Origin of the sequence: Halanaerobium saccharolyticum, assembly GCF_004362045.1 — a bacterium.
Taxonomy (GTDB): Bacteria; Bacillota; Halanaerobiia; order Halanaerobiales; family Halanaerobiaceae; genus Halanaerobium; species Halanaerobium saccharolyticum_C.
Window position 1 is genome coordinate 1 of the sequence record NZ_SNWX01000043.1, and the last position, 13,240, is coordinate 13,240.

At 35.7% G+C, this 13,240-nt stretch carries 12 protein-coding genes; 4 read left to right on the forward strand and 8 right to left on the reverse strand.

Annotated features, from left to right (window positions below; genetic code table 11):
* Positions 1 to 197: 197 nt before the first annotated feature.
* Positions 198 to 1,574 carry a Na+/H+ antiporter NhaC gene (nhaC, locus tag DFR79_RS15305; RefSeq protein ID WP_133516335.1) on the forward strand — a complete coding sequence of 459 codons (1,377 nt, stop codon included), beginning with the start codon at positions 198 to 200 and terminating at the stop codon, positions 1,572 to 1,574.
* Positions 1,575 to 1,739: 165 nt separating this feature from the next.
* Here nhaC and DFR79_RS15310 read toward each other — a convergent pair whose 3' ends face one another.
* From DFR79_RS15310 to DFR79_RS15320, 3 genes are all read right to left on the reverse strand, one after another.
* On the reverse strand, positions 1,740 to 2,390 hold the full coding sequence (locus DFR79_RS15310) for a metallophosphoesterase family protein (protein ID WP_166638081.1): 651 nt from the start codon (positions 2,388 to 2,390) through the stop codon (positions 1,740 to 1,742).
* Positions 2,391 to 2,470: 80 nt separating this feature from the next.
* Entirely contained in the window at positions 2,471 to 3,238 is a 768-nt protein-coding gene (locus DFR79_RS15315; protein WP_133516337.1) for a Mut7-C RNAse domain-containing protein, read from the reverse strand.
* Positions 3,239 to 3,256: 18 nt separating this feature from the next.
* Positions 3,257 to 4,117, reverse strand: coding sequence for a GGDEF domain-containing protein (locus tag DFR79_RS15320; protein ID WP_166638082.1), 861 nt, complete (start codon positions 4,115 to 4,117; stop codon positions 3,257 to 3,259).
* 174 nt (positions 4,118 to 4,291) lie between these two features.
* Between DFR79_RS15320 and DFR79_RS15325 the strand changes: the two genes are divergently transcribed.
* The 3 genes from DFR79_RS15325 to lipA all read left to right on the forward strand — a co-directional run bounded on the left by DFR79_RS15325 (position 4,292) and on the right by lipA (position 6,830).
* Entirely contained in the window at positions 4,292 to 4,963 is a 672-nt protein-coding gene (locus tag DFR79_RS15325; RefSeq protein ID WP_133516339.1) for a DUF3159 domain-containing protein, read from the forward strand.
* A gap of 107 nt (positions 4,964 to 5,070) precedes the next feature.
* A complete protein-coding gene (locus tag DFR79_RS15330) occupies positions 5,071 to 5,889 on the forward strand; it encodes a lipoate--protein ligase family protein (RefSeq protein WP_208107568.1) in 819 nt (272 codons plus the stop codon).
* Positions 5,890 to 5,948: 59 nt separating this feature from the next.
* The gene (gene lipA / locus DFR79_RS15335) at positions 5,949 to 6,830 is read left to right on the forward strand and encodes a lipoyl synthase (RefSeq protein ID WP_133516340.1); all 882 of its coding nucleotides are present in this window, start codon (positions 5,949 to 5,951) and stop codon (positions 6,828 to 6,830) included.
* On the opposite strand, the gene DFR79_RS15340 is transcribed toward lipA, so the two are convergent.
* From DFR79_RS15340 to thrC, 5 genes are all read right to left on the reverse strand, one after another.
* On the reverse strand, positions 6,827 to 8,779 hold the full coding sequence (locus DFR79_RS15340; RefSeq protein ID WP_133516341.1) for a fructose-1,6-bisphosphatase: 1,953 nt from the start codon (positions 8,777 to 8,779) through the stop codon (positions 6,827 to 6,829). The two genes, lipA and DFR79_RS15340, sit on opposite strands and share 4 nt — an antisense overlap.
* Positions 8,780 to 8,823: 44 nt before the next feature.
* The gene (locus DFR79_RS15345) at positions 8,824 to 9,336 is read right to left on the reverse strand and encodes a GNAT family N-acetyltransferase (protein ID WP_133516342.1); all 513 of its coding nucleotides are present in this window, start codon (positions 9,334 to 9,336) and stop codon (positions 8,824 to 8,826) included.
* Between the two features lie 61 nt (positions 9,337 to 9,397).
* Positions 9,398 to 9,739 carry an EAL domain-containing protein gene (locus DFR79_RS16350; protein WP_133516343.1) on the reverse strand — a complete coding sequence of 114 codons (342 nt, stop codon included), beginning with the start codon at positions 9,737 to 9,739 and terminating at the stop codon, positions 9,398 to 9,400.
* Positions 9,740 to 9,962: 223 nt separating this feature from the next.
* A complete protein-coding gene (locus DFR79_RS15355) occupies positions 9,963 to 11,360 on the reverse strand; it encodes an MATE family efflux transporter (protein ID WP_133516344.1) in 1,398 nt (465 codons plus the stop codon).
* Between the two features lie 135 nt (positions 11,361 to 11,495).
* Entirely contained in the window at positions 11,496 to 12,995 is a 1,500-nt protein-coding gene (gene thrC, locus DFR79_RS15360; RefSeq protein WP_133516345.1) for a threonine synthase, read from the reverse strand.
* Positions 12,996 to 13,240 lie beyond the last annotated feature (245 nt).

The window sequence follows — 13,240 nt, forward strand, 5'->3', positions numbered from 1 at the left end:
CTGTATCTTATTTGAGCTGATTTTAGTGTAGAAAATACTGTTTAGAGTAATATTTTATCTTTTTTATTTTTTAAAAATCATTTGCGGAATCTCTGAGATTACCCAAATTTATTTGACTTTCAACTCCAAAAATAGTTATTATATATATGGTGTGTAAAATTTATTGAAGATAAATATATAAAAGGATTTGATAAATAATGACTGAAGAAAATATCCAGAAACCTAACTCAAGAATCGCCATTATAACATTGATAACTGTAATTGCAGTTATCTTATTTTCTATTCGAACTGCTCTAGTCCTGGAATCTGCCCTGGTTCTGGGAGCAATGACAGCTGCTTTATTTGCCCTCTACCTGGGATTAAGCTGGAAAGAAATTGAAGACGGAATGATCAATGGAATTAAAAATGCTCTCGGGGCCTCTTTAATTCTAATTATTATTGGAATGGTGATTGGAAGCTGGATTTTATCAGGAACTATCCAGACTATGGTTTATTATGGCCTGGAACTTTTAAGTCCTGGCATATTCCTACCGGCAGCTTTTTTACTGGCTGCAGTTACTTCAATTTTAATCGGGAGCTCTTTTGGAACAATTGCTACCATGGGAATTGTTCTTCTGGGAGTTGCAGAAGGACTGGGAGTACCAAAAGCAATTACTGTTGGTGCAGTAGTTTCGGGGGCAATGCTCGGAGATAAGATTTCGCCAATGTCAGATTCGACTAATTTAACTGCTGCAATGAGCAGCACCGATCTGTTTGATCATATTAAATCAATGCTCTACATATCTCTGCCGGCTGCTTTAATCAGCCTTTTCTTATATACAGTAATCGGCACCTTTTATTTAGAAAGTGGTGTTGATCTGGCTAATATTAATCAAATTTTGAGCAATTTAGAGCAGAACTTTAATATAACTCTCTGGACTTTGATTCCACCGATTCTGATGCTGCTGCTTTCATTATTTAGAGTCCCGGCAATTGCCTCCCTCTCGCTCAGCTTTATTACTGCTTCCATTTTTGCAGTTTTAACTCAGGGAGCCTCTTTTGCCGAAATTTTAAATGCAGCTGCCGGTGGTTATCAGGCTGATACCGGAATGGAACTCTTAGACAGTCTCTTAACTCAGGGCGGAATCAATAATATGATGAGTACAGTTGCCATTATTATGGCCGGTACTGCAATGGGAGGAATACTTGAAAAAGCTAGAATTTTAGAAGTGATCCTGGATTCGATGCTTGCTTTTATAAAAAGGCCTAGAGATTTAATCTTAATTTCCTTAAGTTCAGCCTATATTATGCTTTTAGCAACCGGGGAAATGTTTGTCTCAATTGTGATTCCTGGCCGGACCCTGGCTCCTGCCTATCAGGAAATGAAAATTAAAACCAGTGTACTTTCTCGGTCTTTAGAGACAGCTTCTACCCTCGGCTGCTCAATTTTACCCTGGGGTGTTGTTTCGGTTTATATCCAGAATGTAATGGATATTGGTTTTAGCTATATTCCCTATACATTTTTATCATTTCTGGCTCCGATTATCGCAGTAATTTATGCATTCAGCGGCAGCTTCATTTTTAAAGATGAATAAATTTATCTATAAATAATTGGACTTTATTTAGTATAAAAAAATTAAGCGCTGTTCCTCAAGCTGGAGCAGCGCTTTTTTGCTTATACTTTTATTTGATCTAAATCTTTGATGAATTCTTAAAACCACTAATCTCTATCTCTTTCTTTCAAAGTATCTTCTATCACTTTAAAATAAGAGTGAAGCAATTGGATTTTTATCACTTGTACTGTAAACTTCTTTCGTTTCTAAATTGACTGCACTTAAAATTCCACCTTTACCGGCTCCTGTATCCACCAGAATTTTATTATTCCCAAATCTCACCTCAGCAACCGGAGTATGACCGGCAACTACTGTCCTATCTTCTTTAAAATCCTCACTTTTTGCTCCCAAAAATGGCTGTCTGATCCAGACCAGATCATGTTCTGTCTGTTCTTCCAGACTTTTAGAGGGATTAATACCGGCATGAACAAAAATATAATCCTCAGCGGCATGATAATATGGTAGTGAAGCAAAATATTGGGCAGCTTTATTTAATTCAGAACGATTTGGAAAACCAGTCTCTGTTTCCTGACCTCCATTGTGATACCAGAGATCAATATTATTTTCATTTAAAACAGCATCAATCATCATTTCTTCGTGATTACCTCTTAAAAAAATATTTTTCCCATTATCCAGTTTTCTGATATATTTATAAACCTGATAGGAATCAGCACCACGATCCACATAATCCCCGACAAAAATCAGTTTATCCTGATCAGGGTCATAATTAATCTTTTCAATAATCTTCTTCAGCTCATCTATTTCTCCATGAATATCACCGATTACATATTCAGCCATTTTAGCCACCTCCTGTTCATTACTTTTAAGTATATTATAACACAAATCCATCAATATTTTTAATTTTGCCGGGAATTAGATTACTGCTGATTTAATTCTGTTAACATTTTTTCGGTCTTCTCGTAGTGAGAACCACGCCAGTATATTTTGTCACAGCTGGGGCAGTATTTAAAATCCTGAAAATATTTTTTGGTTTTAGGTTCCAGTCTTTCTATAATTTCCTCTTTATCAATATCTACTAATTTGCTGTTGCAGTCTACACAGCGACTTTCTTGACCGTGATAATATTGAGCCAGCTGAAATCGCGCAAAAACTTCTTCTAACTGTTTTTTTGGATCATCATTCCAGATGAATTTAGCCCATTTAACTCTTTTTCGCATCAAAAGTCCCCGATCTCTGCTTAAAATTATTCTTTTTTCGCTGACAGCCTGATCAACAATTTCTCTATCCTGATAATCATTTCTATAGGCTGTGTCAAAACCAAAACGGCGGAGATAACGAGCAAGTCGACCGAGATGGACATCTAAAATAAATTTTGGTTTTTCTGGATATTCAGTTAATAATTTAATTTCTTCTGGCAGCTCAAAATTATAAAGGTGGGGATAGATCGAAAAAAAATCACCGGGCTGCACCAGATAGGAAAAGTCAACTGCTTGAGAATTATTCAAAATCAGAGTTACTTCCGGATGGGGAACTCCAATACTTTCAATTCTGTCTTTAATTGTCTGCCGTCCCCGGTAATGATGGACATAATAACGTTCGTCAGTTAATTTTAGGTTTTTCTGTGATTCAGCTTTGATAAAATCATTTAAATATGAGTAAAATCTAAATTTTATTTTTTTAATCATAATCACTTCCTCAAACAGCTAATTATTCCAGCTGTTTTCCCGCTTGAAATTCAAATTTAATTTTTGTTTAATTTCTTTCTTATTATGATACATTTTCCGATCTGCTGCATTGATCATTGCCTCCAGAGTCTTATATTTCTGGCTGTTGTAGATATAGCCAAAGGCAATGCTGAAATATTTTTCGGGATGTTTTTTTGCTTTTTTCTTTATCCTTTTTATAATCTGAGAACATTCTTTTTTATTGGTATCCGGTAAAATTATTGCAAATTCATCTCCACCAATTCTGGAAATAATATCTTTTTCTCGGGTAACTGACTTCAGTAAATCGGCTGTTTCTTTTATATATTGATCCCCTTTTTTGTGTCCGTAATTATCATTAATTATTTTTAGATTATTGATATCAGCTATAATTACAGAAAGATTATAGAAGTCAGGATTATTAAATTCTTGCAGTTTATTTTCAAAATATCTTCTATTATATAAACCAGTCATCTCATCATGAAAGCTTAAAAATTTAACTTTTTCATTCTGTTTTTTAAAAATCTTAATCTGCTGAGCACTGGCAAAAGCTCCAGCCAGGACCTGATAAAGTATAAAAATCTTAACAATAATGTGGTATTCTAAAAATAAAAATAATGTATAGAAGAATGTCTGGCCCATCCAGATAAAAAGAGTCTTTTTATCAAATGTAATTTTAAGCATCATTTCCATAATAATGAATAAAATTATTAAATAAAAAAAACCAAAAATATAATCATCCAGGTGCTCAACATCCCAAAACATAAATTTAGCAATTAATATTAAGAGCAGTATTAAATAATAGATATGAATTGTAGTCATTAACTTTTTATTGGCTTTTTTTTCTGTTTTTATGTCCATAAGATCATCCTTCGAAATCATTATAGTGATATACCACCATTAATATAAGAATTCAAGGTTAAACCACAAAATCCTCTAAAAATTTCTGATTTTTGCCAGAATAACAATAATTATATATAATAATCTTATAGTTAAAAACTTTTAAGTAAAAATTAATAATAAGGAGCAGTAAAAATGGGGGTAAGTAAAAAAGAAATTTTAGAAGAATTACGTTCAATATTTTTAAATAAAACCTTTGATGCCCTACTGCCGCCTCTAATCTATGCTGTCAGCAATTCTCTTTTTGGCCTAATTCCGGCGGTTATTCTGGCTGTGACAGCAGCCTTCTTTAGCTTTTGCAGACGGGTTATCAAAAAAGAAAACTGGAAATATGCTCTGGGAGGTCTGGCTGGAGTAATTTTTGCTTCCTCTCTTGCTTATTTAAGTGAAAATGCCAGCAATTATTTTATTCCTGCCCTGACATCCTCTGCTTTTTTGCTGCTGGCTGCAGTCATTTCTCTGCTGATCGGTAAACCACTGGCAGCCTGGGCCAGTCATTTAAGCCGCGGCTGGCCTTTAAAATGGTTCTGGCGGGATGATATTAAACCTGCTTACCAGGAGGTTACAATTTTCTGGGCCCTTTACTTTGGCCTGCGGCTCAGCATTCAGCTCAACTTATTTTTTAGTGAAGCTGTGCTCAACTTAGCCTGGATAAATGTAATACTGGGCTGGCCTGCTATCATAGTAGTTTTAGTGATCAGCTATATTTATGGAATCTGGCGTTTAAATAAACTTGGTGGACCGGGAGTTGAAGAGTTCAAAAATAATGAAAATCCTCCCTGGAATGGTCAAAAGAGAGGTTTTTAAATTAACTATTTGCCGGATTCTCTCTGGATATCATTAGACAAATTTAGTCATTAAACGACAGGTTCCCGGTAGGTGTAAGGTGTACAATTAGAAAGGAGGTAATTAGTTTGCAGCCATGGCGCTTAATTACAAACAGCAGCAGTAATGCTTTTTATAATATGGCAGTTGATGAAGCAATAATGATTTTACACAGCAAAAATGAGGTGCCACCTACACTGCGCTTCTACAGCTGGAAACCGGCAGCTCTTTCTCTGGGCTATTTTCAAAAGACTAAAAAAGAAATTGATTACCAAAACTGTCAGAAAGAAGGAATTGATCTTGTCCGGCGTTTAACCGGGGGGAGGGCCATTCTCCATGATCGGGAATTAACCTACAGTTTAATTATTAGAGAAGATTACAAACTGCTGGCAAATTCTATAGAGAAAAGTTATCAGCAGATCAGCAGGGGCCTGGTCAGCGGTCTGCAGCAGCTGGGTATCCCGGCTGAATTAAAAGCTGTAGAGCGAGGTAAAAAAGCACCTCTGGGGCATTCAGCTGCCTGTTTTGATGCACCTTCCTGGTATGAAGTCATTTTAGATAACAAAAAACTGATTGGAAGTGCTCAGCGAAGAAAAAATGGTACAATTCTGCAGCATGGGTCTCTGCCGCTTACAATGAATGCAGAAAAAATTTTTAAGCTTCTAAATTACAGCTCTGAAGAGCAGCGAAAAAAAGCGCGCAGAACTTTTAGTTTAAAATCAACATCTCTAAAAAAAGCGGGTTATAATTTTTCGCATTCTGAATTAGAAAACGCTATAGCTGCCGGGCTGGCTCAAGTTTTAGGGATAGAATTAGAAAAATCTAAGTTAACAGAGGCAGAGAATGAACTTGCAAAAAAACTAGCTTCAGAAAAATATAAAAGTCAGAACTGGAATTTTAAAAGATAGCTATTCAGTTAAATTTATAATATCATTTATATAACAATAAATAAAAAAGGAGTTTTAGGATGACTAATAAAAATAATAATTCTCGCAAAAGACTGCCAGCCTGGCTGCGCCAGAAGGATCCACTGCAGAAAGGTATGCTGGCTACCAGAAATATGCTTAAAGATTTAGAAGTAAATACAGTCTGCAAAAATGCGCGCTGCCCCAATATTGGTGAATGCTACAGCAAAAAAACCGCTACTTTTATGATTCTGGGTCAATACTGTACTCGCAGCTGCCGCTTCTGTTCGGTGTCCCACCAGCATAAACCAGAAAAAATAGATCCAGCTGAAGCAGAAAGAGTAGCAGAAGCAGTGGAAAAACTAAAGTTAAAACATGCAGTTATTACATCTGTGACTCGGGATGATCTAAAAGATGGCGGGGCGGAACAGTTTGTGAGGGTGATCAAAGCAATCAGGGAGAGAACTCCCGAAGTTTCAATCGAAGTTTTAACTCCTGATTTTAATGAATACCAGCCGGCAATTGATAAGATCATTAAGGTAAAACCGGAAATATTTAATCATAATATTGAGACTGTGGCTTCCCTTTATAGTCAGATCCGACCTCAGGCTGATTATCAGCAGTCTCTGAGAGTTTTAAATAAAGTTGCAGAGGCAGACAAAAATATTTTAATTAAATCAGGAATGATGCTCGGGTTGGGAGAAAGCGAAAGAGAGCTGATTGAGCTCTGGGATGATTTATTAGCAGCTGGAGTAGAAATTTTAACTATGGGTCAGTATCTCCAGCCTTCTAACGAAAATATTGAAGTGGCAGAATATATAAAACCGGAGAAATTTGCAGAGCTGAAAGAAAAAGCTCTGGCCCGCGGTTTTAAAGAAGTCTCCTCCGGTCCTCATGTTAGAAGTTCTTATTTAGCTGAAGAAGTCTATCAACAGCTTAATTAATTGTACTTTTCTTTAATTATACCATCTTTATATGCTTCAAGCAGCTGCATTAAATATTCCACATCTTCATTTAACTTTTCACCAATATCGGTATCAGCTATTTTTTGCGGCTGCTCAAATTTTAATACTTCTGCAGCCGAAATCGTATCCCTGCTGTCTTTATGCAGGGCATTTTTTTTGCTGATAAATGGCTGATGCGAGATTAAGCGCATTTTTGTATTGCTGTAAGTTAGAGTATAGCCTGCTATTCCCGTTTTTTCGTGATAGGCAGCAGAAATCCCCCCATCAATAACAAGCAGTCTTCCATTCCCTTTGACAGGACTTTCTCCTTTTTTTTCAGCTACAGGCGTATGACCATTAATAATATGGCCTGTTTCTGGGTCAAGTCCGAATTCAGCCAGAATTTTTTTGCAGATATACTCATTTTCTCTGGCCTGATAATAGGGATTCATATTTTCTTGATAAAGGTCATCCTCTTCTGCATCAGTAAAATATCGCAAAAAGGTAGTCATCCTGTCCTTACCAAAAAGTGGAGATAATTCTCCCCGCCAGAGATACCAGAGCCAGTCTTTAAACTCAGCATCAGCCTCCTGCTTGGAATAACTGCGGCGGATAATATCATCAAAAAAGTCCATCAATTTTTTACCGCTGTATTTTTCTCCTTCAACTTTAACCTCCGAAAAATTTCCATTTTCAGCCAGCGGCACACAGCCGTGAAATAGAAGATTGCCATTATATTTTTTATACATGCTGCCGTTGTTGTATAAAAATCTAACATCTTCCTGTAATTTGTCATTATTTTTAAAAGAATAGCTGAGCTGCTCAATTACTTCTTCTTCCCATTCACTTAAGCGATAGGGAGCTTCAGGTGAAATTGTAGGTAATTTCTGGTCTGTCAGCTGATACTTTTTACCTGCTAAGTTTAAAACTCCTTTTTGATAGTCTATTTTTTCTAAATAGAGGGCCTCATTCATTTCAAATTCCGGCCGTTTTTTAATCAGCTGCCCTTCCAATTTAAATTGAATAACAGCGATAGCTTTATGCATCTGGGACATAATTTTTATTTCATTTTCATCTAATTCTCTATTGATCAGGCGAGGTTGATAAATTTCTTCATCCAAATTTTGATAATGATTCATCGCAAATCTGGCCAGAGGCCGCATATTAATTCCATAACCCTCTTCTAAAAATTCAAGATTTCCATAGCGGAGAGCAATTCTTAAAGCAGTAGCAATCAACGCCTGCTGCCCTAAAGCTGCCCCCATCCATAAAATATCATGATTACCCCACTGAACATCAACATTATGATGTTTCTTTAAAAAATCCATAATCACATCCGGGGTCGGACCACGATCAAAGATGTCCCCAATAATATGTAGTTTATCAACAGCAAAAGTTTGAATCAGCTCTGAAAGTGCAATAATAAACTCTCTGGCCTGACCGACCTCAATGATTGTTGTCAAAATTTTTGCTTTGTAGTCTTTTTTATTGGGTTCACCTTCTCTAATATGCAGAAGTTCTTCAATGATATAAGCAAATTTTTCCGGGAGTGCTTTCCGCACTTTAGATCTGGTGTAAATTGAAGAAACCTCTTGAGAAATCTGCACCATGTAATCCAGTGCTTCTTTGTACCATTCCGGCGGAATTCCTCCTCTTTCATCTAATTCCTTCATTTTGGATTTAGGATAAAAAATTAAAGTTGCCAGCTCTCTTTTTTCAGTATCAGTTAACTTATCTTCAAATATTTGATCAATCTTATACTCAATTACTCCTGAGGCAGTTTTAAGCATATATTTAAATGCTTCGGCTTCCCCATGTAAATCTGTTAAAAAATGCTCTGTACTTTTCGGTAAATTTAAAATAGCTTTCAGGTTAATAATTTCTGTACTTACAGCAGGAACATTGGGAAACTGTTCTGACAGTAGTTTTAAATATTTCAGATCTTTCATTGATTACTCCTTTCTGCAGCTATCATTTTTTGTTTGAAATTAATTTAAGTCTTAGAAATTAATTTTTCATAGGCCAGTCTCTTACCGCCCTCACTGGTGTAAATAATTCCGCAGTATGTAAAACTCTCTTTTTCTATGGCCCGCTGCATGGCAAGATTTTCGGGATGAGTATCAATACGAATACTCTCTGCATTTTCGCGGCTGGCCAATTTATATGTATTTTTAAAAATCTCAGCCATTATCCCCTGTCCCTTATATTCTTCTGCAACTGCCACCCGGTGAACAACTCCGTATTTCCCCTCACTAATCCACTCTCCAGCTTCAATATAATTATAAGTAGAGTCCTCAGCAAAAATAATTGCAGCTGTAGCGATAACTTGCCTTCCCTGCTGAATCAAATATGAATTACCCTGCTTAATATCATCTTTTATTGTCTCTGAATTAGGATAATTATTCTGCCACTGATCAATCCCCTGTTTCCTTAAATAGTTCTGAGCCTCATTAATAATCTTTATAATTTCTGGAATATCCCTGTTTTCAGCTTTTCTAAAATTCATTTAGCAAAATGCCCCTTTCAACATTTTAAAACTGTAATTTTAATTATACATCACTATTCATTTATTCTCTGAGTCGATCTTTATTAAAACTATACTTTTTTTCTTCCAGCAGCCACTGAATAATATTTTCTTTTGTATCAGGTCTGGCAAAATAGTAACCCTGAGCATAATCACAATCAAGTCCTTTTAAAAAATCAAGCTGAGCTTTTGTCTCAACCCCCTCGGCCACAACCTTCAACTCAAGTGCGTGTGCCATATTTATAATTGAGTTAATAATATTTTCTGTTGCTTTTTCCTGTCCTATGTTTTTAATAAAGGCAATAAATGCCTGATCTATTAGTTCATCTGCTATCTGACTCTGTTCTGGATAACTGGTTATACCAAGGCTAATATCATTAAAGATAGAGAGCTGATTAAATTTAACCGCTTAAAGGTACAGTTTTGTCCTCATATAATTTTAATTTTTGGTATATTTTCTGTCTTTTAATTGGCCTGGCTCCTTTCTATAAACCTGATTAAATTACTTTTGTTTGACTCTACTTAAATAATTCTCTATCTCAACTTTTTGACCTGCAAAATTCTGCATTTTTTAATATTAATTTTACTATAGTGATCATCTCTTATAATTATTGAGCATCACTGTTCTGATTCCTTCTCTCTGAAATCATCAGATCAGCCTCTGCAATCCAGTCATTTCCTAAATATTTACGACCAACCCAGAGTGCCCGGCCAAAAAAGTCAGCAGGAAGAGCAATTAAAATTCCCAAAAGGCCCAGATTAAAATAAACTCCAAGTAGATAACTTAAACCAAGTTTTAATAATGTCTGAGAAATTAGATTACCATATAAGGCTGACTTAGTATTTCCGGCCCCATTTAAGTGACCTGCCAGTACCCCATAAATTGTAATTAAAGGTCCTCCAATACTTAATGCTTTCAAAAAGCGGACCGCAATCTGCAGGGTTTCTGGATTATCCCCAAATAATCTGACTAAATAAGGTGAACTAAAAAAGATTAAAAGCGAAAAACTACCAATAGAAACCACTGTCAAAATAAGCATTGCCTCAACTGTTTTTTTGCTTTCTTCCACTCTGGCAGCACCAATTTTTTGACCGCTCAAAATAGCAGTTACCGTATAATATGAACGGTGCATGGGAGCAATTAACTGCTGAAAAATCCTTCTTGCAATATGATAGGCAGCTGCGGCTTCGGTTCCGAAAAGAAGTAAAATGGAGTTGAAAGGAAAGGTAATTAAGCTCTGATAAAGTCCTTCTGTAATTTTGGGGGCACTTACTTTAAATAACTGTTTGATCAGGATAAAGTTCCAGTTTTTAATTGGATTTATTAAGTTAAATTCACTTTTAGAACTTAAAAAGATCAGTATAAAGATGACGGCCGAAAGAGTTTTAGCAGTAAAGGTGCCAATACCAACTCCAGGCACACCTATTTCTGGTAAAAATCCAATTCCTAAAGCCAGTCCAACCGAAACTAAAATATTAATTATATTAGAAATAACCTCTACCACCATTGGAGTTCTGGTGTCCCCACTTCCCTGCAGAGCCCGGGCAGCAATAATGGAAGTTATTCTAAAAGGAGCAGCTGCAAAAATTATCATTAGATACTGGGCTCCCAGTTCTATCACCTTCGGAGCAGCACCAAGCAGTGCAATCATCTGCTCTGCAAAGAAAAGAGCTATAAAAATAAAGGGAATTCCAATAATTAGAGAAACAAAGATCACCTGTGATAAAACAAGATCTTTATTGGCCTTTGCAGCAGCAGTATTAGTACCACTTTCCTGAGAAATCAGGGAAATACTTCCACTTCCCAGACCAAGTCCTATTCTTAATATTATACTTTCCCAGACATCTCCCAGCCCAACAGCTGTAACTGCTGCCGGACCAAAATACCCCATTAAGATCATATCTGTAGTTCTCATTGCTGTAACAAATATATGGTTAAGCATCACCGGCCAGGCAAGGATAAATGCTTCCTTCCACAGCGGTAAATAGGAAATAAAAAGTGCCATTATTACACTCCTAAAAAATCAATTTAAATTTCTAATATGTATTTTAATTACAAAAATAGCCGGCAAAAAAGATAAATGCCGGCATATAAATTTTGCATTATTTAAAAACAGTCATTTTTCAGATACCCAGTTCATTTAATTAGATAACTTAAGTATTTCTGCCACTTTTTCCTTAACAGAGTTTTTATCACAACTGTGCTGATGCTTACTTTCCATATTTTCTAATCCCCTGAGTCCTCTGTGAACTTTAGCTGCTGTTAAATCATTTAATTCTTCTATAATTCTATATTCATCCTGCTCAATTTTTTCTTCTTTTAATGATTCCAGAACTGCCCGGCTGAATTTATAGGGATTAGCAGTAGAAGCAATAACTGCTGTTGTTTGATCTTTATTTTGCTGCCGATATTTGTTTAAAGAATCAACGCCTACGGCTGTATGAGGATCGAGTAAATAATTAAAATTGTTAAAAGTTGTTTTAATTACCGCCTTTGCTTCTGTTTCAGTAGAATAATGACCACTAAAAAGGTGCTGTATTTTTGCTTTAGTCTGCTGATCAATCACAAATTTATTTTCAGATTTAAGTTTTTGATACCACTCCTTAATTTTGCTGCTGTCATGATCAGTAACCTCAAATAAAAAGCGCTCCAGATTGGAGGAAATAAGAATATCCATGGAAGGACTGATTGTTTTCTTAAATTCGCGTTCAATATTATATATTCCAGTCTCTAAAAAATCAGTCAGAACTTTATTATCATTGGAAGCACAAATAAATTTGTTGACCGGAAGCCCCATACGATAGGCATAATAAGCAGCCAGGATATTGCCAAAATTACCGGTTGGTACAGCTATATTAATTTTATTGCCGGCTTTAACTTGATTTTCCTTAACAATTTCAAAATAAGCTTTAAAATAATATACAATCTGCGGCAGCAGTCTACCCCAGTTTATAGAATTTGCTGAAGAAAACTGAAAATTATTGGCTTCCATTTTTGCTCTAAATTCCTTATCAGCAAATATGTTTTTAACTGCAGTCTGACAGTCATCAAAGTTACCTTTTAAAGATACAACTTCTGTATTGCTGCCCCCGGTGGTTTTCATCTGATCTTCCTGAACTCTGCTGACTCCATCTTCTGGATAAAACACTATAATTTTAACTCCTTCTACATCTTTAAAGCCTTCCAGGGCTGCCTTACCAGTATCGCCAGAAGTTGCAACCAAAATAACAATTTCCTTTTCTACTTCCAGATTCTTAACTGCTCTCACTAAAAGTTGAGGCAGTATCTGCAGAGCCATATCCTTAAAAGCAGCAGTTGGACCATGCCATAATTCCAGAATATAAGTATTTTGATCCAGTTTAATCAGCGGTGTTTTTTCTGACCGGGGAAAACTTTCTTTCTGATAGGCAGCTTTTACTGATTCCTCAATCTCTGATTCACTAAAATCACTTAAAAATTTATTGAAAATCCAGACCGCCAGTTCCTGATAGCTTTGATCTTTCATCTCCATAATTTCTGCTAGCTCCAGTTTCGGTATTTCTTCTGGTACAAATAATCCACCTTCAGGAACCATCCCCAGGCTTATTGCTTCAGCCGAATTTACACTTTTATAATTTCCTCTAGTACTAATATACTCCATACTCTCTACCTCCACTAAATTATATTCTTAAATTTTATAAAACTAATGATAACCATTAAATAATAATAATTTTCGACTTTAATTAATAACTATAAATCATTATATCGAAAGTAGTTGTTGATGTCTATTAAATAGCTTATTTCTTTTTAAATTTGGCTCTTCGCTATTTAGTGTGGGTAACCCAAATGGCACATATTAACATTAATGGTAATTCAAAATTTAAAATTAACATCAATATAACTTGA